The organism is Allobosea sp. 117, assembly GCF_000702305.1.
In the GTDB taxonomy this organism is placed as follows: Bacteria; Pseudomonadota; Alphaproteobacteria; order Rhizobiales; family Xanthobacteraceae; genus Ancylobacter.
In genome coordinates, this window is sequence record NZ_JNLC01000001.1 from 66,808 (window position 1) to 92,974 (window position 26,167).

The window sequence follows — 26,167 nt, forward strand, 5'->3', positions numbered from 1 at the left end:
CGCATACAGCGATGGGGAGGTGCTCAAATGGCGTATAAATTCGAAGTCTACGAGGACAAGGCTGGCGGTTTCCGGTTCCGCTTCAAGGCGTCGAACGGCGAGAACATGTTCGCGTCGGAAAGCTACAAGGCCAAGGCTTCGGCGCTGAGCGCCATCGAGTCGATCAAGAAGAACGCGCCCGGTGCCGAGGTGGTCGAGCTGCCGAAGGACGAGAAGAAGGCCTGATCGACATTCGCTCATGCAGAAAAGGCCGGAAGGGCCCGGCCTTTTCCGTCATGGGGCTATGCCGTAGCGGGCTCAGATGAGGTAGGGCGGGACGTTATAATAGTCGTCCACCTTGCGGCCCCAGTCGCGGTCCGCCCAGTTGCCCTCCTCCGCGCTGCTCTGGCGCGGCGCGCCACGGAGCTGTTCCTCGGTGATGTCGACGACGTAGCCGTCGAAGTTCTCGTCATATTTCAAGAGCGACCACGGCAGCGGATAATAGTCCTCGCCGAAGCCGAGGAATCCGCCGAAGCTCATCACCGCATAGGCGGTCTGGCCGGTCAGCTTGTCGATCATCACCCGCGCGATCGAGCCGATGCGCTCGCCGTCCGGACGATAGACGGCGGTCCCTTCCACCTTGTCGCTGGCGATAAGGGTAGCGGTCTCGCGGGCTTCGAGATTCTGCTGCGTGCTCTGCATCTTATCCTCCAGTTCGTGTCGTTTGCCATGGCTGGAAAACGCCTGCCGCCCGCGACAGTTCCACGGAAATCTTGCGCATGACCTGCATCGGGCCGGATGAATAGAGTAACAGTGTCGAATGACTTCCGAATTCTTATCAAAATACCTTTGACGGCATGGGCGGAGGCGGTTGCCGTGAGGTCGCCTCCTCCGGTATTTTGCCCTGCCTTTCTGGAGGAGCGGATCGATGGCGGGCAGTAACGGGCGCTGGACGATGAACCGGCGCGGCGCGCTGAAGGCCGCCGGCGTGCTCGCGCTGCTCGGTGTGCCGATGGCCTCGCGCTCGGCGAGCCTCGACGATCCGGCGCTGGTCGACATCGCCGCGCTCAAGCCGGGCGAATATGTCTGGTATCCCGACCGCGCGCCGCAGGGGCTCGTCGCCATCATCGTGTCGCTGCCGGACCAGCGCGCCTATGTCTATCGCAACGGCATCCGCATCGGCGTGTCGACGGTCTCGACCGGCAAGGCGGGGCACGAGACGCCGGTCGGCGTGTTCACCATCCTGCAGAAGGACGCGAACCACCATTCCTCGCTCTATAACGACGCGTCGATGCCCTATACCGAGCGGCTCACCTGGTCGGGCGTCGCTCTGCACGCCGGCGGGCTGCCGGGCTATCCCTCCTCGCATGGCTGCGTGCACCTGCCGCTCGCCTTCGCCAAGCTGCTGTTCGGCGTCACCCATTACGGTACGCCGGTGATCGTCGCCGATGCGCATTCCCAGCCGGCGGACGTGCTGCATCCGGGCCTCATCCTGTCGAAGGACGCCGATGCGGTGGTCGCCACCGCCGAGGCGAATTCGAGCGCCGCGCCCGGCAATTCGCCGGCGGGGCAGGGCAGCGCGCCGGCCGATGCCGTCGCGGTCTCCATGGTCATCAGCCGCGCCGACGCCGCGCTGACCGTGCTGAAGGGCGGCGACGTCGTCTACACGGCACCGGTCACCATCCGCGATCCCGGAACGCCGCTCGGCAACGTCGTCTATGTGCTGAAGGACGTGAAGGGCGACATCGCCTGGACGGCGGTGTCCTTCGAGGGCAACGGCAACGGGCCGGGCAAGGTCGGCGACGCGATCGACCGCGTCACCGTCGCCAAGGAGGCGAATGCGAAGCTTGCGACGCTGCTGGTGCCGGGCTCGACCATGCTGATCACCGATCTGCCGGCGCATCCCGGCACGCGCTCGGACGACGATTTCGTGGTCGTATCCGCGGCGGCGAGTTGATCGGCGGCCGTTCCGGAACGATCTTCGCCGCATCGGGGGCTGGTCGATGCGATTCGCTTTGTTTTCCTGCGTGGCATTGGGCCTTGCGCTGACGGCGGGGACGGCAGCGGCGCAGGCGCTCGACACCACGCCCGCCAAGCAGCTCTTCGGGGGTATGAAGGTGGCCGCGCCGATGGAGGCGCGGGCGATCGGCTTCTATGCCAAGGGCTGCCTTGCCGGTGCCGAGCCGCTCGCCGTCAACGGTCCGGCCTGGCAGGTGATGCGCCTGTCGCGTAACCGCAACTGGGGGCATCCCGAGCTCGTCGCCTTTCTGGAGCGCTTCGCGACGCGGGTGCCCGAGGTGTCGGGCTGGCCGGGCATCCTCGTCGGCGACATGTCGCAGCCGCGTGGCGGCCCGATGCTGACCGGGCACGCCTCGCATCAGGTCGGGCTCGATGCCGACATCTGGCTCACCCCGATGCCGAAGCGCGAATTCACCCGGGAGGAGCGCGAGAGCGTCTCCGCCACCATGATCGTGCGGCCGGACCGGCTCGACGTCGACGCAAAGGTGTGGACGCCCTCGCATGTTGCGGTCATCCGCGCTGCGGCGCAGGACAGGGAGGTTGAGCGCATCTTCGTCAATGCGGCGATCAAGAAGGCGCTCTGCCGCGACGCCAAGGGCGACCGGGGCTGGCTCGCCAAGGTGCGGCCCTATTGGGGGCACGACTACCACATGCATGTCCGGCTCGGCTGCCCGGCCGGGCAGGAGGGCTGCCGGGATCAGGACCCGGTGCCGGCGGGCGAGGGCTGCGGCAAGGAACTGGACTGGTGGTTCTCCGACGCGGTGCTCCACCCCAAGCCCGCGCCGCCGCCGAAGGAGCCGCCGAAGCCCAAGCCGCCGATGATGCTCGCCGACCTGCCGACCGCCTGCCGGCAGGTGCTGCTGGCGCGGTGAGGATGCTGCTGGAGCGGCGTCAGCCGCGCGGCTGGCGCGCTGACATTGCGCACCGCCGCCGTTCGGCGCGAGGCGCCGGAGGGGCGCCCCGACGCGGTTCAGTCCTCGAGCTTGCTGGCGAAGTAGACGATCGCCTTCTGGTAGACGCCTGCCTTGTTCCAGCCCGCCAGCGCGCCCATGTTGTTGGCCGGCGACTTGCCGCTCCAGCCATAGCCGCGCAGATAGTTCGCGGTGGAGGCGAGCACGTCCGGCACGCTGCGGATGAGGTCACGCCGCCCATTGCCGTCGAAATCGACCGCGAAGCGATAATAGGAGGTCGGCATGAACTGGGTCTGGCCGAGCTCGCCGGCCCAGGCGCCGCGCATCTCGCCGAGCGAGAGGTCGCCGCGCTGGTAAACGCGCAGCGCGTCGAGGAGCTGGCCGGTGAAGAAGGCCGAGCGCCGGCAGTCATAGGCGAGGGTGGCGAGCGAGCCGAAGATCGGCTTGCTACCCTGATTGGCGCCGAAATCGGTCTCCATGCCCCAGATCGCCACCAGCACCGAACCCGGCACGCCATATTGCTGCTCGATGCGGGACAGCAGCGCGGCCTGCGACTTCATCAGCGAGCGGGCCTTGTTGACGCGCCCGGCGCCGACGCGGTTGGCGACGAACTGCTCGAAGCTGACGCTGAAGTGCTTCTGGTTGCGGTCGAGCCGGATGACGCCGGTGTCGTAGCCCACGCCGTCGAGCGCGCGCAGGGCCGAAGGCGATATGCCCTGACCGGCGGCTTCCTGGCGGAAGGCGGCGAGCCAGGCATTGAAGCCGGAGGCATCGTTTCCGCATTGCGCGGCGAAGGCCGGCGCGGCGAGAAGGGACAGGAGGAGAGTGAAGACCCCGGCCATGAGCCGGACCGGAGCCGACCGAATCGAACGCCGCGACATGTGTACAGCCCGCCCTTGAGGGAACCCGCGGCGAGCCTATGCCGGCCGCCTCGGATCGCGCAAGACGGTAGGCCGGGATGGCCGAGCCCGGATATGGACGGGGTGAGCGAAGGGTAAACCCCTCGGACGGTATAGAATCGCTCCGAGTCCCTCTCCATCAACCATGCCCTTGAGCCGGACCTGCCTGCTTCCATCTGATTCGCGGGATGGAGAGGGCGCTATGGCCGAACGCACCGAAGACATCTGCCGGGAGCGCCGCCGCCAGCGGCGGCGCCTATTCCACGGCGGCGACCTCATAGGTCCATACCCGGAAGGACTTCAGCAGGTGGGGACCGAAGGAATTGATCAGCGGTATGTCGGTGGCGTCGCGGCCGCGGGCGACGACGATGCGGCCGATCCGCCGGGCGTTGTTGCGCGGATCGAAGGTGCGCCAGGCGCCGTCGAGATAGACTTCCATCCACGCGCTGAAATCCATCGGATCGACGACCGGCACGCCGATGTCGCCGAGATGCCCGTTCACATAGCGGGCCGGAATGTTGAGGCAGCGGCAGAAGGCGACGGCGAGATGCGCGTAGTCGCGGCAGACGCCGACGCGCTCGTGATACGCCTCGAAGGCGGTGCGGGTCGACCGCGCCTGCATGTAGTCGAACCTGATGTGCCCGTTGACGAAATCGCAGATCGCCTGGACCCGGCCCCAGCCGGGCTCTATCGCGCCGAACAGGTCCCAGGCGATCTGGCTCAGGCGATCGGTCTCGCAGTAGCGGCTGCCCATGAGATAGACGAGACACTCGTCCGGCAGCTCCGGCACCGGCACTTCACGTGCGGCGGGAAGCACGGGGTCGAGCTGGCCGTCATCCTCGATCGTGGCGTCGCCCCAGATCGTCAGGTCGCCGATCGGGGCGACAAGCCGCCGGCACTTGTTGCCGAACAGGTCGCGATAGGTCGATGTCGGCACGTCAGGTGTGGTGAACACCGTTTCCGGCGCCCGGATATCGGCGGCGCGATCCTCGTGGACGGACAACAGGCAGACAAGCGCGGTCGCCTGCTGGCACATCAACGTAATCTCATAGCCGTAGCGGATCAGCATGCGCGTTTCCCGGGAGCGTGAAGCCGCTTGCCGGAAATCGGCGGCAGTCAGCACGCGGACCCCACCGTACCACGAGCACCGCAATAACCATTGTACGTGACATGCGGCCGGGATTCACATCCCGACGCGGCCGAAGCCAGGTATCTTGATACCCGGCCGGCGCAGGTCGAGGCCGGCGACGGCGCCGAGGACGTTCAGCTCGACGCCCTCCACCCAGGCGAGGGTGAAGCCGCCATAGCCGGCGAGCGACACGCGGATGCCGGTGCGCGAGGGCGAGAGGCCGAACCAACCGCCGTCGAGCGGATAGTCCTTGCCGATGGCGGTCGGCGGCAGCGCGGCGCCCATCTCCGGTACGGCGGCGATGACCGAGGCGACGAAGGTGTTCGAGTTCGGCCCCGGCCAGGCCGCATAGTCGCCGGCGTGGCTGTAGGGATAGGCGCCGACCGCCGCGCGGATGCGGGGGATCAGCTTCGCAGCGGCCTCGCCGTCCACGGCGAAGACGGGCTCCGGCGCGTGGCCGAACCAGCGCCCGTCCGGCGGATAGGCGTTACGGCGAATCGGCATGCCCCAGCCGACCTTGTCGAAGCGCTCGTAGTGCCCGCCCGCCTCCTTCAGCACGATCCAGCTATGAACGGCGAAGATGCCGCGCCATCGTCCGACGCGGGCGGCGTAGATGCGCACCATGGCGGCAGGGTTCTCCGCGGCGGGCGGCAGGGTGCCGGTGCTGGACCAGTCGGCGGCGTACCAGTTCGTCTCGAAGTCGCCGTCGCGCCACTGCACCAGCGCATGGGCGCCGAGCGGCAAGGCGAACAGGATGAGAAAGGCGAGCGTGGCAATGCGCAGCGGGCGAAGCATTGCCGACAGAATGCCGCCAATTCCGGCGGAATCATAGCGGGCGCAACGGTTTGCAGCGCGGGTCGCAGCTAGATGCAAATCATTCGCAATACCATTGACAGGGCAGCACGGCTTGCCCATTCTTAATGCGAATGGTTCGCATGTGCGATTGCTTGCGGCGGGGCATTGGCTGCGCGCGCGGAGAGGCGGGAATGAGCATGCTGGAGCGGCTGGGTGGTGGTGCGGACCTCGGCTGGCGGCGGGAGCGGGGGGACCCGGCCCTGTCGGAGGTGCACGGCTCGATCGCGGTGCCGAAGCGCTCCGGCCTGTGGCGCGTCTTCGCCTTCATGGGGCCGGGCTATCTCGTCGCCACCGGCTATATGGACCCCGGAAACTGGGCGACCTCGCTCGCCGGCGGCTCGAAGTTCGGCTACGGGCTGCTCACCGTCGCGCTGCTCTCCAACATGATCGCCATCCTCCTGCAGGCGCTGTGCTCGCGGCTCGGCGTCGCCTCGGGGCGCGATCTCGCGCAGGCCTGCCGCGACGGCTTTCCGCGTCCGGTAGCGTGGGTGCTGTGGGTGCTGGCGGAAGCCGCCATCTGCGCCACCGACCTCGCCGAGGTGATCGGCACGGCGATCGGCCTCAACCTCCTGTTCGGCATTCCTCTGGAGCTCGGCGTGGTGCTGACCGCACTCGACGTGTTCCTCATATTGTGGCTGCAGAATCTCGGCTTCCGCTGGATCGAGGCGCTGGTGGTGGCGCTGCTCGCGGTCATCGCTGCCTGCTTCGGCATCCAGATTGCGATGGCCGATCCCGACTGGGGGCAGGTGATCCGTGGCTTCGCGCCGACCACCGAGATCGTGCGCAACCCGGACATGCTCTATCTGGCGCTCGGCATCCTCGGCGCGACGGTGATGCCGCACAATCTCTATCTGCACTCGGCGATCGTGCAGACGCGGCGCCACGACGGCACGGAGAGCGGCAAGCGCGAGGCGATCAAGCTCGCCACCCTCGATTCGACCGTGGCGCTGATGTTCGCGCTCACCATCAACGCCTCGATCCTGATCCTCGCCGCCAGCGCCTTCCATCATGGCGGCGTCGGCGAGGTGACCGATCTCGGCAAGGCGCACGAGCTGCTCAATCCGCTGCTCGGCTCGACGCTGGCGCCGACCCTGTTCGCCATCGCGCTGCTGTGCTGCGGCCTCAACTCGACGGTGACCGCCACCATCGCCGGCCAGGCGGTGATGGAAGGCTTCCTTCAGATCAAGCTGGCGCCGTGGCTGAGGCGCCTGATCACCCGCGGCATCGCCATCGTGCCGGCGGCGGGCGTCACCATCGCCTATGGCGAGAGCGGGGCGGGCGCGCTGCTGATCCTCAGCCAGGTGATCCTCAGCCTGCAACTGCCCTTCGCCATCGTGCCTCTGATCGTGTTCACCGCCGACAAGCGCAAGATGGGCATCTTCACCGCGCCGCTGTGGCAGACCGTGCTCGCGGCCATCGCGGCGGCGCTGATCATCAGCCTCAACATCAAGCTGCTGTTCGACCTCGCCACCGGCTGACCCACGTTCGCGCGGTATTGAGGCGGGGGCGACCAAGGTCCGGCTTGCCGGCCTCCCCATCGCAAGCTCCCATGCTAGGCTGTCGTCACCGGCATGGCATGGGGGCCAGATGAACGCCTCGAACACGAGTTTCTTCGGTGATCTGCTCGGCACCATCGCCGAGCGCGGCCGCGCGCTGCTGGACATGGGGCGCGACAAGAAGCCGGCCGGCGCCGTGCGCGCCGCCACCATGGTCGCGTCCTGCGAGCAGCTTCTCTCGGGCAAGGGCGAGGCCTCCGGCGTCGCGCTGGCGCGGGAGATCCTGCAATCCTACGCCCGGCTGAAGACGGGCGAGCGCATCGCCTTCTTCGAGGCGCTGCACGATGTGTTCGGGCCGGACAGGGACCGGCTCGACAAGGCGATCGCCGCCTATGGCGCCAAGCCGGGCGACCGCACCGCCGGCGAACTGCACGCGGCGAGCGAGCCGCGCCGGCAGGAACTCTTCCGTCGCTTCAATCTCGCGCCGGGGGGGACCGCCAATCTCGTCGCCATGCGCGGGCATCTGCTCGACATTCTCGGCCGGCGGACCGATCTGGTGGCGGTCGACCGCGATTTCACGCATCTCTTCACGTCATGGTTCAATCGGGGGTTCCTCGTGCTGCGCCGGATCGACTGGTCGACGCCCGCGAGCGTTCTTGAGAAGATCATCCGCTACGAGGCGGTGCACGCCATCCGCGACTGGAACGACCTGCGCGCGCGCGTCGACAGCCCGGACCGGCGCTGCTACGCCTTCTTCCATCCGGCGCTGGTCGACGAGCCGCTGATCTTCGTCGAGGTGGCGCTGATGAAGGACGCGCCGGGCGCCATTGCGCCGATACTGGAGGAGGGGCGCACCCCGCTCGATCCGGCCAAGGCGGGCGTCGCCGTGTTCTATTCCATCTCCAACTGCCAGCCGGGGCTCGGCGGGGTGAGCTTCGGCAATTTCCTCATCAAGCAGGTGCTGGAGGAGATCTCGCGCGAGCTGCCGAACCTCAAGACCTTCGTCACGCTCTCCCCGGTGCCCGGCTTCCGAGCCTGGATCGAGGGCGAGCGGCGCAACGAGGCCTCGGTCGCACTCACGGCGGCCGACCGCGAGGCGCTGGCGGCACTCGACGCGCCGGGCCTCGAGATGGACGCCGACCGGCAGGCGCAACTCGCGCCGGTGCTGAGCGCCTTGGCGGCGCATTTCTTCCTGATCGGGCGCACGGCCAAGGGCCGACCGCTCGATCCGGTGGCCCGCTTCCATCTCGGCAACGGGGCGCGGCTGGAGCGGATCAACCCGTTCGGCGACCTCTCGCCCAAGGGCATCAAGCAGGCGGCCGGGCTGATGGTGAACTACCGCTACGTGCCCGAGGAGATCGAGGCCAACCACGAGGCCTTCTTCGACAAGGGGCAGGTCGTCGCCAGCCCGGCGGTGCGCAAGCTGCTGCGCGCCGGTACGCAGCAAAGGGCGCTGGTGGCGAATTGAAGCGCGGCCGAGCACGCTTCGTGCATCGCCGTGTATGAAGCAATCCGGTGAATGGCGGGCGAAGGCGGGGGCCGGCGCGGTGAGGCGATCGATCGAGTTGCGCGCGCGGTTCGAGCGGAACGGCAATAGCGCGCGCACGGTACTGGAATTCGGCGGCGACTCTCCGCCGACGCCCGACATCTATTTCGCCTTCGAAGGGCCGGCGGTGCCCACCGCTATGCCGCATGGCGGGTTCGCCGTTCTGGCCGCCCTGCCGCTCGCGATGCGCCTCGACATGGACATCGTGGTGGACCTGCCGGTCGAGCGTTCGCTGCTCGAAAACATCGACGCCTATCAGGTGGCGTGGTCGCGCTGGCGGCCGGACCTGTTCCGCCCGGTGGGCATCCGTGTCGGCGAGGAGACGGTGACGCCACCGAACGGCTCGCGCCGGGCCATCGCCTCCTTCTCCGGCGGGCTGGACGCCACCTACACAATCCACGCGCACCGGCGCCGCCTACTGGGGCGCCGCAGCCTCGACATAGAGGCCGCGGTGCTGGTGCAGGGCTTCGACCTGCCGCTGGACCGGCCCGACATCTTCGCCGCCGCCCATGCGTCCTGCGAACGCATCCTGTCGCATTACGACGTGCCGCTCAGCATCGTGCGAACCAACTGGCGGGAGGTCTGCGTCGATTGGGAGATGACCTTCGCCCTGGCCGTCGCCACCGTGCTGAGCCAGTTCCGCGCCGATTTCGGCTTCGGCGTCTACAGCGCCGATCTCGCCTATGCCCACGAGGTCATGCCGTGGGGCAGCAACTCCTCCACCAATGCGCTGCTGACCTCGTCCGGCTTCCCGATCGTCTGCACCGGCTTCGAGGCGAGCCGCACCCGAAAGGCGGCCGTGGTGGGGGGCGAGCGGCCGGTGCTGGAGAATCTGCGGGTCTGCTGGGAGAGGCCGGAGAGCCTCGGCAATTGCGGGGTTTGCGAGAAGTGCCGGCGCACCAAGCTCAACTTCCTCGCCGCCGGGGTGGACGCAGTGCCCGCGCTCGGCCCCATGCCGACGGTGGAGGAGGTGCGCTCCATCCGCACCAAGAGCCCGATCTCGCGCTACCGCAACATCGTGGATGACGGCGATTGGTCGACCTGGCCCGAGATGCGGGCGGCGGTTGAGCATGTCATCGCCAGCAATCCGGCCAATACGAATCAGATATTCGCGGCGCCGTGGATTCCGCCGGCATCCAGGCAGGGGCCGGATGCGCCGACACCCATTCCCGCCCTGTCCGCACCTGCGCAGACGCAAGTCGGTTCCGCGGGCACGCCTCCCGCATCATGGGCGCGGCTGAAAGCCCTGCTGCGCGCCCTGCCGACCGCGATCGGCTAGCCCCATCCGGACGATCGGGAAGCGCCATGATCCATTGAGCTGGAGCATGTTCTCATCGCAAAGGCCCGCCGGCCTTCGCGGAACATGCTCCGACAGGCGGCGCCGGCGGGGGCCGTCTTGACACCGGAGCCGGCTCGTTGCCCTTTGACGCCCCCGGAGGGACAGCATGCGATTTCTTCCCCATCTGCTGAAGCGCTTCATCCGCAATGGCCGGCTGACGGTCGTCGCGCCGGACGGCACGCGCGACGTCTATGGTTCGGGGGAGGGCGGGCCGAGTGTCACGATTCGGCTCCATGACGACAAGCTCGACCGCGAGCTGTTCTTCAACCCGGAGCTGGTGGCGGCCGAGGCCTATATGGACGGGCGGCTGACCTTCGAGGACGGCTCGGGCGTGTACGACTTCCTGCTGCTGTTCTCGGTGAACCGCACCGGCCTCGCCTCGCACCCGGTGCAGCAGGCGCTGCGCAAGGCGTGGCGGGGGCTGAAGCGCTGGCACCAGTCGAATCCGCTCGGCCGCGCGGCGAAGAACGCGCAGAGCCATTACGACCATCCGCCGGAGTTCTACCGGCTCTGGCTCGACAGCCAGATGATCTATTCCTGCGCCTATTTCCCTGACCCCGAGGCCTCGCTGGAGGAGGCGCAGCACGCCAAGCTCCGGCACATCGCCGCGAAATTGAAGCTCGAGCCCGGCATGCGGGTCGCCGAGATCGGCTCGGGCTGGGGCGCGCTCGCCATCTATCTCGCGCAGCAGGGCGCGCATGTCACCGCCATCAACGTCGCCACCGAGCAGCTCGCGGAATCACGCAAGCGCGCCGAGGCGGCGGGCGTCGCCGACCGCATCACCTTCTTCGAGCGCGACTACCGCGAGCTCACCGGCACCTTCGACCGCGTCGTTTCGGTCGGCATGATGGAGCATGTCGGCGTCAATCATTTCGACGACTATTTCAGCACCGTGAAGCGGCTGCTGGTGCCCGGCGGATTTGCGATGATCCACGCCATCGGGCGTATGTCGCCGCCCGGCTCCACCGGGCCGTTCATCCGCAAATACATCTTCCCCGGCGGCTATGTGCCGGCGCTGTCCGAGGTCTTTGCATCGCTCGAGCGGGTGGGGCTGTGGGCGGGGGACTGCGAAATCCTGCGCCTGCACTACTATTGGACCATCAAGCACTGGCGCGAGAACTTCGAGGCCAGGCGCGCCGAGGTGGTCGCCATGATGGGCGAGCGCTTCGCGCGGATGTGGGAGTTCTATCTCGTCGCCGTCGAGCTCGGCTTCCTGCACGGCTCGAACATGGTGTTCCAGCTTCTGCTGGCCAACGAACGCGACGCCGTGCCGGTGATCCGCGACTTCATCACCGACGACGAACGGGCGCTGGCGGCGACGGGACAGTAGCTCCCGGTGTCAGGCTGCGGGCTTCGTCCCATAGGCGGCGAGGAACACCTTCACGCCACTGGAGACGGTGCGCTCGATCTTCTCCTCGACCGGCTGCGTGTCGCCACCGAACAGCAGGCCCTTCACGATATTGCCCTGGCACAAATTGAAGAACTGGTAGGCGGCCATCTCGCAGTCCTCGACGGCGAGATGCCCAAGCTCGGTCTGGCGCGCCAGCAGATCGGCGAGGCGGCGCCCGCCATAGCAGGGGCCGGTCTCGAAGAAGGTGCGTCCGACCGCCGGGAATTTCTCGGCGACGCCCATCACCATCCGCACCATGCGGATGTGGTCGGGGCGCACCATCATGGTCATGAAGGACACGCCGATGCGATGCAGTAGGCTGGCGACGTCGGGATCGGAATCATCGATCTCCCACAGCCGCTCGGCCGACTGCCGGCGATCCGCCTCGACGAGGGCCTGGAAGAGGTCTTCCTTGCTGTCAAAATAGACGTAGATCGTCGCCTTCGAGACCGAGCCCGCGCGGGCGATCTCGTCCATGCTCGCGCCATCGAAGCCCTTGTCGAAGAAAACCCGGCGCGCGCCGTCGATGATGTCGCGGCGTTTCTTCGCTTCCGGCTCGGCTCGTTCGGCCGCGGGAGCGATCACGGCTGCGGCGCTGCTGCTCGAATGGGTCATCATGGCCTCCAGAAATCGTGAATAGGTCTATCCCGGTGCGATGTCAAAGAATTTGACTAAACCGTTTAGTTTGATATGGTGCACTCCGCAATTCACTAAACCGTTTAGTTCGAGACACGTAGGTCGGAGGCGGGCACATGGCACAGGTCGAGCGAATGAGAGAGACGGAGAAGCCGTCATCGGACGCCGGAACGTCGGCGGTCGCCTTGACCTTGCTCAAGAAGCCGGAAGCCGAGGCGGCGCCGCCGTCGACGCCTGAGGCGGCGGTTCAGGCCGCGCCAGCGCGCCGGCGCTCGCGCCGTCCGCTGATCTTCGGCGGCATCCTCGCCGTGCTGCTTGTCGGCGGCGGCTGGTACGGGGTCGACTGGTGGCGGGTGGGGCGCTTCGAGGTCTCCACCGACGATGCTTATGTCGGCGCCGACACCACCGTGCTTGCCGCCAAGGTCGGCGGCTATGTGAAGAGCGTCGAGGTCGCGACCAACCAGCCGGTGAAGGCCGGCGACGTGATCGCGCGCATCGACGACGGCGACTACGTGCTGGCACTGAAGGCGGCCGAGAACAAGATCGCGACGCAGCAGGCGGCGCTCACCCGCTTCGACGAGCAGATCAAGGCCGGGCAGGCGAGCGTCGACCAGTCCAAGGCGCAGCTCGTCTCCACGCAGGCGGAGCTGAAGCGCACGCAGCTCGAATTCGACCGCCAGGACCAGTTGGCGCGCTCCTCCTTTGCCAGCCGCTCGGCGCTCGACAATGCGCGCGCCGACCGCGACAAGGCGCAGGCGAGCGTCGACGCGGCGGATGCCGCCGTGACCTCGGCGCAGGCCGCAATCGCCGTGCTCGAGGCGCAGCGCGCCGAGGCGGTGCGGGTGCTCGACGAGTACCGCACGGCGCGCGACCAGGCGCAGCGCGATCTCGACTTCACCGTTGTGCGCGCGCCGGTCGACGGCGTCGTCGGCAATCGCGCGGTGCAGGTCGGCCAGCTCGTGCAGCAGGGGACGCGGCTCGCGGCGGTGGTGCCGCTTGGCGCGGTCTATGTCGATGCCAATTTCAAGGAGACCCAGCTCGGGCGGCTGCATCCGGGGCAGAGGGTGCGCGTCGAAGTCGATGCCTATCCGGACGAGGATTTCGAGGGGCAGGTGCTCAGCGTCTCGCCGGCCTCCGGCTCGGTGTTCAGCCTGCTGCCGCCGGAGAACGCCACCGGCAACTTCACCAAGATCGTGCAGCGCGTTCCCGTGCGCATCGAGCTCGACGCCGCCGCCCTGGCCAAGCGCGAGCTCAGGCCCGGAATGTCGGTGACGACGGTCGTCGACACGCGCGGCAGCGCCTCCTGACGGGACGCGGCTGAGGAGACGGTCCCATGGCCGACACGCTGACAGCTTCCGGCGGACGGGCGGTGCCGAGCACCGACGGGCGGCGCATGTTCGCCTTCCTGTGCATGGTGTTCGGCATGTTCATGGCGATCCTGGACATCCAGATCGTCTCGGCCTCGCTCGCGGAGATCCAGGCCGGCCTTGCCGCCTCGTCGGACGAAATATCCTGGGTGCAGACCAGCTACCTCATCGCCGAGGTGGTGATGATCCCGCTCTCCGGGTTCCTGTCGCGCGCGCTCTCGACCCGCTGGCTGTTCGCCGCTTCGGCCGCCGGCTTCACCGTCATGAGCTTCATGTGCGCAACGGCGACGTCGATCGACCAGATGATCGTCTATCGCGCGCTGCAGGGCTTCCTCGGCGGCGGCATGATCCCGACCGTGTTCGCCGCCGCTTACTCGGTGTTCCCACGCGAGAAGCAGCCGATCGTGGCGCCGCTGATCGGGCTCGTGGCGACGCTGGCTCCGACCATCGGGCCGACCATCGGCGGCTATCTCACCGACCTGTTCTCCTGGCACTGGCTGTTCCTGGTGAACATCGTGCCGGGCATCTTCGTCATCATCGCCACCGTGACGCTGGTCGATTTCGACGAGCCCGATCTCGCTTTGCTCGACCGCTTCGACTGGTGGGGCCTGCTCTTCATGGCCGGCTTCCTCGGCAGCCTCGAATTCGTGCTGGAGGAGGGCCCGACCAACGACTGGTTCGAGGACGAGGCTATCCTCTTCTTCGCCATCGTCTGCGCCGTCTCGGCGATCGCCTTCTTCGCGCGGGTGTTCTCGGCGCGCGAGCCGGTGGTGGACCTGCGCGCCTTCGCCAACCGCAACTTCGCCGTCGGCTCGGTGTTCAGCTTCGTCGTCGGCATCGGCCTCTACGGGCTGACCTATCTCTATCCGCTCTATCTCGCCCGCGTGCGCGGCTACTCGGCGCTGATGATCGGCGAGACGATGTTCGTCTCGGGTCTTGCCATGTTCCTCTGCGCCCCGATCGCGGGGCGGCTGATGGGCAAGGTCGATCCGCGGCTGATGATCGGATTCGGCTTCGCCGCCTTCGCGCTGGGCACCTGGCAGGTGACCGGGCTGACCAAGGACTGGGACTTCTGGGAACTGCTGTGGCCGCAAATCCTGCGCGGCGTCGGCATCATGATGGCGATGATCCCGATCAACAACATCTCGCTCGGCACGCTGCCGCCGGCGCAGCTCAAGAACGCCTCCGGCCTGTTCAACCTGATGCGCAATCTCGGCGGCGCGGTGGGGCTGGCGTTGATCAACACCGTGCTGAACGATCGCTGGGACCTGCATCTCGCCCGCCTGCACGAGAATGTGCAGTGGGCGAGCGAGGTCGCGGTGGAACGGCTCGACGCGATGACGCGCTCGTTCTCCGCGCTCGGGTCGGATGCTGACGCCGCCGCGCTCAAGACGCTCTCCGGGCAGGTGCGCATCCAGGCCGAGGTGATGGCGTTCTCCGACGTGTTCCTCGTGCTGACAGTGCTGTTCGTCGCGCTCCTTCTCGCCTCGCCGCTGATGCGCCGGCCGGCGCCCGGCGGCGGCGGCGGCGGAGGGCACTGATGGGGCGGGTGCTGCGTCTGTCGACACGGCGCCTCTTGCCACGAGGCGGGCAAGTCCGGTAAACACGCGCCATCGAGAGCCTTCGCGAGAGCCGAGCCGTGACGCACATGTCCGCCCGCCGCACCGCGAACCCGGCCGCCAGGCGGATTCCGGGTGGCGCTCTCCTTTTGTCCGGTCTCCTTCTTCTTAGCCGCCCCTGAGGGCCGGCCGGGCTTGATGCCTGGGCGCTCAGGGGACGCCGCCGCTCCGACCTAGACAACAGCCAGACCTGATGTGCCGGACGAAGCCGAGATGCGGCTCCCGGTGCCCGCGACGAGAAGGAAGCCGTTCATGTCCACCCGTTCCGATGCCGACCGCGTCGTCATCTTCGACACCACGCTGCGCGACGGCGAACAGTGCCCCGGCGCCTCGATGACCTTCGAGGAGAAGCTCGATGTCGCCGAGCTGCTCGACGAGATGGGCGTCGACATCATCGAGGCGGGCTTCCCGATCGCCTCCAATGGCGACTTCGAATCCGTCGCCGAGATCGCCCGGCGTACCAAGCGGGCCGTGATCGCCGGCCTCGCCCGCGCCATCCCTGCCGACATCGCCCGTGCCGGCGAGGCGGTGAAGCATGCGCAGCGCCCGCGCATCCACACCTTCGTCTCGACCTCGCCGATCCATCTCGAGCATCAGATGCGCAAGACGCAGGAGCAGGTGATCGAGATCATCACCGCCACTGTCACGCAGGCCCGCAACCTCGTCGACAACGTCGAATGGTCGGCGATGGACGCGACGCGCACGCCGATCGACTATCTGTCGCGCTGCGTGGAGACGGCGATCAAGGCCGGTGCCACCACGATCAACCTGCCCGACACCGTCGGCTACGCGACGCCCTCGGAATATGAGGTGATGTTCCGTCAGGTACGGGCCTATATCGCCGATCGCGTACCGAACGCCGATCAGATCGTCTTCTCAGCGCATTGCCACGACGATCTCGGGCTCGCGGTCGCCAACTCGCTGGCGGCGCTGGCTGGCGGCGCGCGGCAGATCGAGTGCACCATCAACGGCCTCGGCGAGCGCGCCGGCAACGCCGCGCTGGAAGAGGTGGTGATGGCGATCCGCACGCGCGGCGACGTGCTGCCCTACGCGACCGGCATCAATGCCGGCATGCTCACCCGCGCCTCCAAGATGGTGTCGGCGGTGACGTCGTTCCCGGTGCAGTACAACAAGGCGATCGTCGGCCGGAACGCCTTCGCCCATGAGAGCGGCATCCACCAGGATGGCATGCTCAAGAACAACACCACCTACGAGATCATGACGCCGGAGAGCGTCGGCGTCTCCAAGACCTCGCTGGTGATGGGCAAGCATTCCGGTCGCGCCGCCTTCCGCGACAAGCTGAAGGCGCTCGGCTACGAATTGGGCGAGAACGCGCTGAACGACGCCTTCGCGCGGTTCAAGGATTTGGCCGACCGCAAGAAGGTTGTCTATGACGAGGACATCGAGGCGCTGGTTGATCACGAGATCGCCGTCGCCCATGACCGGATGAAGCTGGTCTCGCTCACCGTCATCGCCGGCAGCCACGGCCCGCAGCGCGCCACCATGAAGATGGAGGTCGACGGCCACGTCATCACCGAGGAGGCGGCGGGCAACGGGCCGGTCGACGCCACCTTCAACTGCATCAAGGCGATCGTGCCGCATGCGGCGAAGCTGGCGCTCTACCAGGTGCACGCGGTGACCGAGGGCACGGACGCGCAGGCGGAGGTCTCGGTGCGGTTGGAGGAGGGCGACAAGGCGGTGACCGGCCGCGGCTCCGATCCCGACACGCTGGTCGCCTCGGCGCAAGCCTACATCATTGCGCTGAACAAGCTGCAGTCGAAGCGCCAGAGCGTGAACGCGCAGGCCCAGCCCGCGGCGGAGTGACGGCGCCCGTCCGTCGACATGGAACGGCCGGGGCTTGCCCCGGCCGTTCTGTTTCGAGAGTCACTGTGGCGGGAATGGCTGTCGTCCGCGCGGGTCGGGCTGACCGCCGTCTCCCGGCTGCGGCTGATCGGGACGCTGCTGCTGGCGACGCTGGGGCGGCGGCTGATCCGGCGCGCCCTGGCGGCGTCGCTCCATCTCCTGACGCCGCTGCTCCTGCTGTTGGCCGCGTTGCTGCTCGATTTCCTGCCGGCGCTGATCCTGCTGCTGGCGCCGCTGCTCCTGTTGCTGATTGCGCTGCTGCTCGATCTCCCGCCGGCGCTGGTCCTGCCGCTGGCGCTGCTGCTCCTGCTGCTGGCCACGCTGGCGCTCGATCTCCTGCCGGCGCTGGTCCTGCTGCTGGCGCCGCTGCTCCTGTTGCTGATTGCGCTGCTGCTCGATCTCCTGCCGACGCTGGTCCTGCTGCTGGCGCTGTTGCTCCTGCTGCTGGCCACGCTGGCGCTCGATCTCCTGTCGGCGCTGATCCTGCTGCTGACGCCGCTGCTCCTGTTGCTGATTGCGCTGCTGCTCGATCTCCTGGCGGCGCAGGTCCTGCTGCTGGCGGCGCTGCTCAGTTCCGGCTCCGGCCGGCGGAGCGGGCGCCATGCCGGGCGCGGCCGGGCGCTGCATATCGGGCCGCTGTCCTGCCGGGCCACCCTGATCGGGACGGGGCTGATCGGGACGGCCCTGCACCTGACCGGCGCGCTGCCGACGCTCGTCGCGCACCCGCTCGAGCTGGTCGCGGCGCTGCTCGATCGCCTGCCGGCGCTCGCGCTCGAGATCGTCGTTGCGCGTGGCCGCCTGCTGGCGCAGCTCCCTGATGCGGTCTGCCCGCTCGCGCTCGAGGGTCTGGAGGTCGCGCCGATAAGCGTCGCGGTCGGAAAAGCGACGTTCGCGCAGCTCGCGCCGGCGGCTCTCGTCGAGCGAGGTGAGGAGTGCCGCGGAGGGCGCCGCCAGGCCGCGTCGATCGCCCGGCACGTCGTCGCGCACATACTGGCGCACCACGACACGACGATCCGGCTCGACCGTTCGGGCGACGCGGGGCGGTGGCGGCAGCCGGTCGCCGAGCGTGATGCGCGGCGCGAAGACGCCGATCTGTCCGGCATTGTCGTCGTAGAAGAGATCGTCCTGCCGGTCGACATAGACGATGTCGCGCGTAACGATGCGGGTGCGCACGACATTGTCGAAGGCCGTCGGGGGGAGCGCGCGGTTGACGTAATAGCCGTTCTCCCAGACCGGGTCGTATTCGTCGGTCGCGGCGCGCAGATAGACACTGATCTCGGGGATCGGCGCGGCATAGGCGGCAAGGTCCGTCTCGCCGAAATACTGGTCCTGCACGAAGACCCAGCTCTCCGCGATCGGCGGCTCGTAATATTGCGCGCGTCCGATGGCGAAGCCGGCACGCTCCGGGGCGACCGGCGCCCATCCGGTTCGGCCGCCGCCACGCCGCCAGGTCACCCAGGCCGGCGACCAGGTGTCGCCCGGCACCCAGAACCAGCCATAGGCCGGATCATAACCCCAGCGTCCGTAATGATAGGTCGCCCAGCCGAAGGGTTCGTCGGATTCCCAGTACGAGCCATAAGCGTCGGTCCAGACCCAGCGGCCCTCCTGATAAGGCCGCCAGCCGGCGCCGACATCGTTCGGGATGAAGACGTAGCGATAGTCGGGATGCTCGACCCAGGTGCCGTAATCGGCGAGCTGATCATAGAAAACGCGCACGTCCATGGGAGCGCCCGCGGAGGGAGGTCCGGCCTGCGAAAGTCGAGCCGGGGGCAGTGGGGTCTGGCCGTTCGCCGGGACCCCGAGCGAGCTCGCGAGAAAGCTTGCCGCCAGGCCCGCGATCAGCAGCGGGTGGTGAAGTTTGATCATGTCCGAACCTCGTGACGCAGACGTAGAGTGCGCCTTCAACGTCGGACGTTGAGGATCGTTCCAGTCATATCAGTAATAATGGAAATATTACGCCAATTGTGGCAAATTACGGCAGCAAAATGAACAAGTAAAATAGCGTTTCTCTGTGTTTCAGATGAGGGCTCATGTTTGAACGTCAACAAACTCTCATGATGCTCGCGATAGTTTTCCTGGGCCGGAAGGTTCAGGGCTGCTCGACCCGTTGAGGTGGGTCGACGATGTCGCGCCTTATTCCTGCCGAGGCCGCTGGCGATAGTCCGCTCTCCTCACCAAGGGCCATGACGTGTCATGACGCATGACGCACGCTGCGACCGCTCCGGATGTCATGCTGCATGCGCGGGACCGGCGAGGGTCGCAATCTGACCCGAACACCGGCCGCCGTCGCGGCGCCGTCACGGGCATCGTCGGATCGGCCGCGCTCCATGCGGGGCTCCTGGCCATGGCCGTGCTTCTGGCCGCCGCGCCGGTGCTGGAATCCTCGCGCGAGCCGGCGATGGAGGTCGAGGTGATCGGGGCCCGCGAACTCGCGGCGCTGCTGCCTGCCAAGCCGCCGCTTCCTGCCGGGCCGCTCGAAGAGGTGTTGCCGGGCGCGTCGTCGGCGCCGCCATCCGCCTCGCCGCACATGTCGCCGGCGCGCCCCTCGCAGCCGGACATGATCGAGGCATCGCGCATGCTGTCGGAGCGGGCGCTTGCCGATCCGCGCAGCCGCGGCACGCGGCGGGCGCTAACCGAGCTCACCGACGAGGAGCGCATCGCCCAGCTCTGCGATCTGGAGGCGATGGAGCAGATCCACGCGTGGCGGCAAAGCTTCCAGCCCGACCGTCTCGTCGACTACGCCCGCGCCGACGCGCGGATGCAGGACAACACGCTTATCGCTTCGGGCGGAGCGTTCCGCAGCCATCTGCGCTGGTTCGAGGTGTCCTATCGCTGCGATCTCGACGAGGGCATGCGCAAGGTCGTCGGCTTCGCCTTCCGGGTCGGGGATGAGATTCCACGCGAGGAATGGACGGCCCTGAACCTTCCTTCCCGGCATTGAAGCGGCGGTTCAGGGCCGGACGCCGCGTTCCATCTCCACCCCAGCGAACAGGGCGGCGCTGAGCGTGTCGAGGGTGTCCGTCGCCTGCATCCTCAAGGCGACGCCGTCGAGGGCGGTGACACGGCGGATGAAGCGCAGGCTGTTGGTCAGGAACACCGCGTCCGCCTCGCGCAGGTCTGAGGGACGCAGCGGCGCCTCGTCGAAGGCCAATCCTTGTCCGGCGGCGAGATCGGCAACCAAGGCACGGACGATGCCGGGCAGGCAGCCCTCGCGGAGCGGCGGCGTGACGAGGCGCCCGTCCTTCAGGATGAAGATGTTGGCGATGGTGCTGCAGGCGATCCGTCCGCCGGTGTTAAGCAGCAGCGCGTCGTCGGCGCCGCGCTCCGCCGCTTCGCGCGCCGCGAGAATGTTGTCGAGATAGTTCAGTGACTTGAGGCTGGCGGTCGGGGAGCGCTCGTTGCGCGGCGCGCCGGCGGTGACGAGCCTGGCCGGCTGACCGAGCAGGGCGGGGCTCCACGGCGCGGTGGTGACCACGACGGTCGGCGTGCCGGCGGTGGCGGGCCACAGGCCGCGCGCGGCGGTGCCACGAGTCACGGTGGTGCGGATGATGGACGGCGCGGGACCGACCGCCGCATCCACGGCCGCCTCGACCGATGCCCGCAGCGCGCCGGGCTCGCCGATGCCTATGGCCTGCGCCGAGGAAAGCAGCCGCGCGAGATGGCGTTCGCGCGCGACCATCACGCCACCCAACGCAAGGGCGGTGTCGAACACGCCGTCGCCGAGCGTGAAGCCGCGGTCTTCGACGCTGACGGTCGCGGTCATGCCGGCGCCTTCGCGAGCGCCAGGAAGTTCTCCAGAATCCGGTAGCCGTGCTCGGTCAGCACGGATTCGGGATGGAACTGCACGCCATAGGTCGGGTGCGTGCGGTGGGCGAGGCCCATGATCTCGCCGTCCTCGCTCCAGGCGGTGGCGACGAGGGGCTCGCCGCCGGCGAGCTCCACCGCGAGCGAGTGGTAGCGTCCGGCCGCGAAGGGGGAGGGCAGGCCCTCGAACACGTCGCTGCCGCGATGCGTGATCGCCGAGGCGCGTCCGTGCATCGGCTCCTTCGCCCGCACGACGCGCCCGCCGAAGGCCTGGCCGATGCACTGGTGGCCGAGGCAGATGCCGAGGATCGGCAGCCGCCCCGAAAGCGCGTGGATGGCCGGCAGCGAGATGCCTGCCTCGTTGGGCGAGCAGGGACCGGGCGATATGACCAGCGCCTTCGCGCCGCTGGCGGCGATCGCCCCGACATCGAGGGCATCATTGCGTGCGACCTTCACCTCCTCGCCGAGCTCGGTGAGGTAGCGCGCAACGTTGAAGACGAAGCTGTCGTAATTGTCGATGACGAGGATCATCCGGCCACCGTCCCGGCGGGTTGCCCCACCTCTTGCCGGAAGGCGCGGAACAGGCGCTCGGCCTTGGTCAGGCTCTCGGCATGCTCCAGTGCGGGGTCGGAGAGCACGGTGACGCCGCCGCCGACGCCGAAGCTCGCCTCCCCACCCTCGACCGTGACGGTGCGGATGGCGATGTTGAGGTCGGCCGTGCCGTCGAAGCCGATATAGCCGATCGAGCCGCAATAGAGGCCGCGCGGACGTCCTTCCAATTCGTGGATGATCTCCATGGCGCGGATCTTCGGCGCACCGGTGATCGAGCCACCGGGGAAGGAGGCGGCGATCAGGTCGAGTCCGTCGCGGCCCTCTGCTAGCTCGCCGGTCACCACGGAGACGAGGTGATGGACGTTGGCGTAGGTCTCGAGGCCGCACAGGCGCGGCACCTGAACCGTGTGCGGCTTGCAGACACGCGAGAGATCGTTGCGCAGCAGGTCGACGATCATCACGTTCTCGGCGCGGTCCTTCTCGCTGGCGGTGAGCTCGCGGCCGCGGAAGGCGTCGAGCGTCGGCTCCACCGAGCGCGGCACGGTGCCCTTGATCGGCCGCGTCTCGACCGCGCGGCCCTCGATGCGCACGAAGCGCTCCGGCGAGGAGGAGGCGACGATGCGGTCCTCGTTCACGATCAGCGCGGCGAAGGTCGCCGGATTGGCGCGCCGCAGCCGGTCGTAGAGCGCGAGCGGGTCGGCCTCGCCGATCTCGGCATGGAAGCGCTGGGTGAAGTTCGCCTGGAAGATGTCGCCGGCGCGGATGTAGTCGATCACGCGCGCCACCGCGGCGCGGTAGCCCTCGGCGGTGAAGTTCGAGGCCCATTCGGGCTCGGCGATGGCATCGTCGAGCGGCGGCTCGGGGGTGGCGAGGCGCTCCACCGCATCCTGCAGCCGCTCGCGGGCGCGGGCCTGCCGTCGCGCCGGATCGGCCTCCGGCCAGCCGGTCGAGATCACATAGGCGCGCCGCGCCACCTGATCGAAGGCGATGACGACGTCGTAGAAGCCGAGATCGATCTCCGGGCCTTCGCCGGCCTCGGGGGCGGTCACGGGGAAGCGGTCGAAAAGCCGGCCGGCCTCATAGGCGAAATAGCCGGCGGCGCCGCCCTGGAAGCCAGCGTCGAGCGGGAGGGGCGCCTGCCGGAAGGCGGCGAGCCGCTGCCGGAGGGCCGGAATGGGCGCAGCCTGCTCCGGCGCGTCATTCCACCTCGCCCGGCCGTCCTCGACGCGGAAGCGGCCGAAGGGCTCGGCTATCAGATAGCTCCAGCGGCCGAGCAGCGGGTGCACCATGGCGCTGTCGAGGAAGACGAGCCCGTCGACCCGCCTGCCGTGTCTGTGGGCAAAGCGTCGCGCCGCCCGCCAGGGGTCCTGGTGGTCGATCTCGACGACGAGGGGCGGCGGCTCGTGAATCATGAACGCAATATGGGACGGCGGGCCTGCGTTTCCTAGCGAGATGCCAAACCGGCGGAAATCGCATGAATGCGCCCTTCGGACGGCTTGACGCTGCTGCATGCGGATGTTGGGTTTGTCGCATCGGCAAGCGCCGCCGCGAGAACGGGTGTCGGCGCGTCATCGACAACGTTCGGACATAGTCTCGGGAGGGACGCAATGAAAAGCTGGAACATCGCTTCCGCCGGACGCGCCGCGCTCGCCGTCGCGGCGCTCGCCCTCGGCGCGGGGGCTCTGACGGCCGTATCGGCCGACCGTGCGCAGGCGCAGGATTATCCGACCCGTCCGATAACCATGGTCGTGCCATTCACGGCGGGCGGCCCCACCGACACGGTGGCCCGACTGATCGCCGAATCCATGTCGCGCAGCCTCGGCCAGCAGGTGATCGTGGAGAATGTCGGCGGCGCCGGCGGCACCCGCGGTGCCGGCCAGGTCGCCAAGGCCGCGCCGGACGGCTACACCATCCTCGTCCACCATATCGGCCAGGCCACCGCGGCGACGCTCTATCGCAAGCTGCCCTACAACGTGCTGACCGACTTCGAGGCCGTCGGCCTCATCACCGACGTGCCGATGACGGTGCTCGGCAAGAACGGGCTGGCGCCGAAGGATGCCACCGAGCTGGTCGCCTTCATCAAGGAAAACAAGGACAAGGTCATCTACGGCAATGCGGGCGTCGGCTCGGCCTCGCATCTGTGCGGCATGTTGCTGATGTCGGCGCTCGGCACGCAGATGACGACGGTGCCCTATCAGGGCACGGGCCCGGCGATGAACGACCTCGTCGGCGGCCAGATCGACCTTCTGTGCGACCAGACCACCAACACCACCGGCCAGATCAAGGCCGGCAAGGTGAAGGCTTATGGCGTCACCACCAAGACCCGGCTGAAGTCGCTGCCCGACATCCCGACGATGGAGGAGGGGGGTGTGAAGGGCTTCGAGATCGCCGTCTGGCACGGCGCCTATGCGCCGAAGGGCACGCCGCCGGCCGTGGTCGCCAAGCTCAATGCCGCCCTCAAGACGGCGCTGCAGGACCCCAAGGTGATCGCCCGCTTCGCCGACCTCGGCACCGAGCCGGTGTCGCAGGATCGCGCCACGCCGGAGGTCCACAAGGCGTTCCTCGCCGCCGAGGTCGCCAAGTGGAAGCCGATCATCGAGCAGGCCGGCGTGTTCGCCGACTGATTCTCGCGAGCCGATACGAGGCCGTCCCAGGACGGGCGGCCTCGCCGTCCCGGCAGGGACGCACCAACAAAACGGGCGAAAGCCAGAGCGGACGAGGGGCAGACCGCATGAGCCGGTTCATCAAGAGCGAGAAGGACGTCCTCTCCGGCGTCCTTCTCTTGGCGCTGGCCGCCATGTTCGCCTATCTGACCCTCGACCTGCCGATGGGTACGGCGATCCGTATGGGGCCGGGCTATTTCCCGCTTCTGCTGGCCGGCCTACTCGGCGTTCTCGGGCTGATCGTGCTGCTGACCGGCATCGCCTTCACCGGCGATGCTCCCGCAAAGGGCGAAGACGACGACGCCAAGGCACCACCGATCCCGTGGATGGCGCTGGGGCTCGTCACCCTCGCGGTGGTGATCTTCGGTCTCGGCATACGTCCTCTTGGACTGGGTCCCTCCATGGGGCTGGCAGTGTTCATTTCCGCGCTCGCCAGCAAGAAGTTCCATCTGCTGACCGCGCTCGCGCTCACCGCGCTGATGGTGGTGTTCGCCTGGGCAGTGTTCATCAAGGGCCTGGGGCTTCCGCTTCCCATGCTCGGGCCTTGGCTCGGCGGCTACTGAGGGGTGGGGGTCATGGAAATCTTCGACAATCTGGCGCTCGGCTTCTCCGTCGCGCTCACCTTCCAGAACATCCTCTACTGCTTTATCGGCGTGCTGCTCGGGACGCTGATCGGCGTGTTGCCGGGCCTCGGGCCGGTGGCGACCATCGCCATGCTGCTGCCAATCACCTTCGGCCTGCCGCCGGTCTCGGCGCTGATCATGCTCGCCGGCATCTATTACGGCGCGCAATATGGCGGCTCGACCACGGCGATCCTGATCAACCTGCCGGGCGAGAGCTCGTCCGTCGTCACCGCCATCGACGGCTACCAGATGGCGCGCAAGGGCCGCGCCGGCGCCGCGCTTGCGACCGCGGCGCTCGGCTCCTTCTTCGCCGGTACGGTCGCCACCTTCCTCTTGGCGCTGTTTGCGCCGCCGCTCGCCGACCTCGCGCTGCAGTTCGGCGCGCCGGAATATTTCGCGCTGATGGTGCTCGGCCTCGTCGCCTCGGTGGCGCTGGCGTCCGGCTCGGTGATCAAGGCGCTGGCCATGGTGGTGCTCGGCATCCTGCTGGGCCTCGCCGGCCAGGACGTCTACACCGGCACGCCGCGCTTCACCTTCGACATCACCGACCTTGCCGACGGCATCGAGTTCGTCGCCCTCGCCATGGGCGTGTTCGGGCTCGGCGAGATCATCCGCAATCTTGAGGACGAGCACGGCCGCAGTGTTCTGGTGCAGAAGGTCACCGGGCTGATGCTGACCAGGGAGGACCTGAAGCGCATCGTCGGGCCGGTGCTGCGCGGCACCGCGCTCGGCTCGCTGCTCGGTATCCTGCCGGGCGGCGGCGCGATGCTTTCCTCCTTCGCGGCCTATTCGATCGAGAAGAAGATTTCCAAGGAGCCGCAGAGCTTCGGCCGGGGCGCCATCGAGGGCGTCGCGGGTCCCGAATCGGCCAACAATGCCGGCGCGCAGACCTCCTTCATCCCGATGCTCACCCTCGGCATCCCCTCCAACCCGGTGATGGCACTGATGATCGGCGCGCTGATCATCCAGGGCATCGTGCCCGGCCCGAACGTGGTGAACGAGAAGCCGGACCTGTTCTGGGGCATCATCGCCTCGATGTGGATCGGCAATCTGATGCTGGTGCTGCTCAACCTGCCGCTGATCGGCATGTGGGTGCGCCTGCTGACTGTGCCCTATCACGTGCTCTATCCGCTGATCGTCGGCTTCTGCTGCATTGGCGTCTACAGCGTGAACAACAACGCCTTCGACGTGTTCGCCATGGCGCTGTTCGGGGTGGTCGGCTACGTGCTGGTGCGCCTCGAATGCGAGCCGGCGCCGCTGCTGCTCGGCTTCATCATCGGCCCGATGCTGGAGGAATATCTGCGCCGCGCACTGCTGATCTCGCGCGGCGACCCGATGGTCTTCCTCTCACGCCCGCTCTCGGCGACGCTGCTGCTGATGGCGGTCGCCGCGCTCGCCGTGGTGCTGCTGCCCTCGATCAGCAAGAAGCGCGAAGAGGCGTTCAAGGAGTGAGTCCATCGCTGCCGGGTAAAACCGC

At 67.9% G+C, this 26,167-nt stretch carries 23 protein-coding genes; 14 read left to right on the forward strand and 9 right to left on the reverse strand.

Annotated features, from left to right (window positions below; translation table 11 throughout):
* The first annotated feature begins 27 nt into the window (after positions 1–27).
* The gene (locus tag U742_RS0100320) at positions 28–225 is read left to right on the forward strand and encodes a YegP family protein (RefSeq protein WP_029348891.1); all 198 of its coding nucleotides are present in this window, start codon (positions 28–30) and stop codon (positions 223–225) included.
* 72 nt (positions 226–297) lie between these two features.
* Here U742_RS0100320 and U742_RS0100325 read toward each other — a convergent pair whose 3' ends face one another.
* Entirely contained in the window at positions 298–681 is a 384-nt protein-coding gene (locus U742_RS0100325; RefSeq protein ID WP_029348893.1) for a PRC-barrel domain-containing protein, read from the reverse strand.
* A gap of 226 nt (positions 682–907) precedes the next feature.
* Between U742_RS0100325 and U742_RS0100330 the strand changes: the two genes are divergently transcribed.
* Both U742_RS0100330 and mepA read left to right on the forward strand, forming a co-directional pair.
* Positions 908–1,936 (forward strand): L,D-transpeptidase, encoded by a 1,029-nt coding sequence (locus tag U742_RS0100330; protein WP_029348895.1) that lies wholly within the window; start codon positions 908–910, stop codon positions 1,934–1,936.
* 46 nt (positions 1,937–1,982) lie between these two features.
* A complete protein-coding gene (gene mepA, locus U742_RS0100335) occupies positions 1,983–2,870 on the forward strand; it encodes a penicillin-insensitive murein endopeptidase (RefSeq protein WP_029348897.1) in 888 nt (295 codons plus the stop codon).
* A 98-nt stretch (positions 2,871–2,968) separates the two neighbouring features.
* Here mepA and U742_RS0100340 read toward each other — a convergent pair whose 3' ends face one another.
* The 3 genes from U742_RS0100340 to U742_RS0100350 form a co-directional block, all read right to left on the reverse strand.
* Positions 2,969–3,751, reverse strand: a complete 783-nt coding sequence (locus U742_RS0100340; RefSeq protein ID WP_029348899.1) for a lytic murein transglycosylase — start codon at positions 3,749–3,751, stop codon at positions 2,969–2,971.
* 313 nt (positions 3,752–4,064) lie between these two features.
* The gene (locus U742_RS0100345) at positions 4,065–4,877 is read right to left on the reverse strand and encodes a transglutaminase-like domain-containing protein (protein WP_029348901.1); all 813 of its coding nucleotides are present in this window, start codon (positions 4,875–4,877) and stop codon (positions 4,065–4,067) included.
* Positions 4,878–4,991: 114 nt separating this feature from the next.
* Positions 4,992–5,732 carry a DUF3750 domain-containing protein gene (locus tag U742_RS0100350; RefSeq protein WP_029348903.1) on the reverse strand — a complete coding sequence of 247 codons (741 nt, stop codon included), beginning with the start codon at positions 5,730–5,732 and terminating at the stop codon, positions 4,992–4,994.
* 197 nt (positions 5,733–5,929) lie between these two features.
* On the opposite strand from U742_RS0100350, the gene U742_RS0100355 reads away from it, so the two are divergent.
* From U742_RS0100355 to U742_RS0100370, 4 genes are all read left to right on the forward strand, one after another.
* Positions 5,930–7,270, forward strand: coding sequence for an Nramp family divalent metal transporter (locus U742_RS0100355; protein WP_029348905.1), 1,341 nt, complete (start codon positions 5,930–5,932; stop codon positions 7,268–7,270).
* A gap of 109 nt (positions 7,271–7,379) precedes the next feature.
* Positions 7,380–8,756 carry a malonyl-CoA decarboxylase gene (locus U742_RS0100360; protein WP_029348907.1) on the forward strand — a complete coding sequence of 459 codons (1,377 nt, stop codon included), beginning with the start codon at positions 7,380–7,382 and terminating at the stop codon, positions 8,754–8,756.
* A 34-nt stretch (positions 8,757–8,790) separates the two neighbouring features.
* Complete coding sequence (locus U742_RS22340; protein WP_051660740.1) at positions 8,791–10,113, forward strand: hypothetical protein; 1,323 nt, start codon at positions 8,791–8,793, stop codon at positions 10,111–10,113.
* A 166-nt stretch (positions 10,114–10,279) separates the two neighbouring features.
* Positions 10,280–11,503, forward strand: coding sequence for an SAM-dependent methyltransferase (locus U742_RS0100370; protein WP_029348910.1), 1,224 nt, complete (start codon positions 10,280–10,282; stop codon positions 11,501–11,503).
* A 9-nt stretch (positions 11,504–11,512) separates the two neighbouring features.
* Here the strand turns inward: U742_RS0100370 and U742_RS0100375 are convergent, their stop codons facing one another.
* Positions 11,513–12,178, reverse strand: a complete 666-nt coding sequence (locus U742_RS0100375) for a TetR/AcrR family transcriptional regulator (protein ID WP_051660754.1) — start codon at positions 12,176–12,178, stop codon at positions 11,513–11,515.
* Positions 12,179–12,384: 206 nt separating this feature from the next.
* Between U742_RS0100375 and U742_RS0100380 the strand changes: the two genes are divergently transcribed.
* From U742_RS0100380 to U742_RS0100390, 3 genes are all read left to right on the forward strand, one after another.
* Positions 12,385–13,506 carry an HlyD family secretion protein gene (locus U742_RS0100380; RefSeq protein WP_248310219.1) on the forward strand — a complete coding sequence of 374 codons (1,122 nt, stop codon included), beginning with the start codon at positions 12,385–12,387 and terminating at the stop codon, positions 13,504–13,506.
* 26 nt (positions 13,507–13,532) lie between these two features.
* The gene (locus U742_RS0100385; protein WP_029348917.1) at positions 13,533–15,107 is read left to right on the forward strand and encodes a DHA2 family efflux MFS transporter permease subunit; all 1,575 of its coding nucleotides are present in this window, start codon (positions 13,533–13,535) and stop codon (positions 15,105–15,107) included.
* 330 nt (positions 15,108–15,437) lie between these two features.
* On the forward strand, positions 15,438–17,009 hold the full coding sequence (locus U742_RS0100390; protein WP_029348919.1) for a 2-isopropylmalate synthase: 1,572 nt from the start codon (positions 15,438–15,440) through the stop codon (positions 17,007–17,009).
* Positions 17,010–17,069: 60 nt separating this feature from the next.
* On the opposite strand, the gene U742_RS23055 is transcribed toward U742_RS0100390, so the two are convergent.
* Positions 17,070–18,770, reverse strand: a complete 1,701-nt coding sequence (locus U742_RS23055) for a DUF6600 domain-containing protein (protein WP_029348921.1) — start codon at positions 18,768–18,770, stop codon at positions 17,070–17,072.
* A 622-nt stretch (positions 18,771–19,392) separates the two neighbouring features.
* Between U742_RS23055 and U742_RS23455 the strand changes: the two genes are divergently transcribed.
* Entirely contained in the window at positions 19,393–19,989 is a 597-nt protein-coding gene (locus U742_RS23455) for a DUF930 domain-containing protein (protein ID WP_248310220.1), read from the forward strand.
* Between the two features lie 9 nt (positions 19,990–19,998).
* Here the strand turns inward: U742_RS23455 and U742_RS0100405 are convergent, their stop codons facing one another.
* The 3 genes from U742_RS0100405 to pabB are packed head-to-tail and all read right to left on the reverse strand — an operon-like array spanning position 19,999 to position 22,816.
* Complete coding sequence (locus tag U742_RS0100405; RefSeq protein ID WP_029348925.1) at positions 19,999–20,811, reverse strand: aminotransferase class IV; 813 nt, start codon at positions 20,809–20,811, stop codon at positions 19,999–20,001.
* Positions 20,808–21,383 carry an anthranilate synthase component II gene (locus tag U742_RS0100410; RefSeq protein WP_029348927.1) on the reverse strand — a complete coding sequence of 192 codons (576 nt, stop codon included), beginning with the start codon at positions 21,381–21,383 and terminating at the stop codon, positions 20,808–20,810. Before U742_RS0100410 ends, U742_RS0100405 begins: the two co-directional genes overlap by 4 nt.
* On the reverse strand, positions 21,380–22,816 hold the full coding sequence (gene pabB, locus U742_RS0100415) for an aminodeoxychorismate synthase component I (protein ID WP_029348929.1): 1,437 nt from the start codon (positions 22,814–22,816) through the stop codon (positions 21,380–21,382). Before pabB ends, U742_RS0100410 begins: the two co-directional genes overlap by 4 nt.
* A gap of 195 nt (positions 22,817–23,011) precedes the next feature.
* Between pabB and U742_RS0100420 the strand changes: the two genes are divergently transcribed.
* The 3 genes from U742_RS0100420 (at position 23,012) to U742_RS0100430 (ending at position 26,142) form a co-directional block, all read left to right on the forward strand.
* Positions 23,012–24,028 carry a tripartite tricarboxylate transporter substrate binding protein BugD gene (locus U742_RS0100420; protein ID WP_029348931.1) on the forward strand — a complete coding sequence of 339 codons (1,017 nt, stop codon included), beginning with the start codon at positions 23,012–23,014 and terminating at the stop codon, positions 24,026–24,028.
* A 107-nt stretch (positions 24,029–24,135) separates the two neighbouring features.
* A complete protein-coding gene (locus U742_RS0100425; protein WP_029348933.1) occupies positions 24,136–24,630 on the forward strand; it encodes a tripartite tricarboxylate transporter TctB family protein in 495 nt (164 codons plus the stop codon).
* Between the two features lie 12 nt (positions 24,631–24,642).
* Positions 24,643–26,142 (forward strand): tripartite tricarboxylate transporter permease, encoded by a 1,500-nt coding sequence (locus U742_RS0100430; protein ID WP_029348935.1) that lies wholly within the window; start codon positions 24,643–24,645, stop codon positions 26,140–26,142.
* The last annotated feature ends 25 nt before the right edge of the window (positions 26,143–26,167 follow it).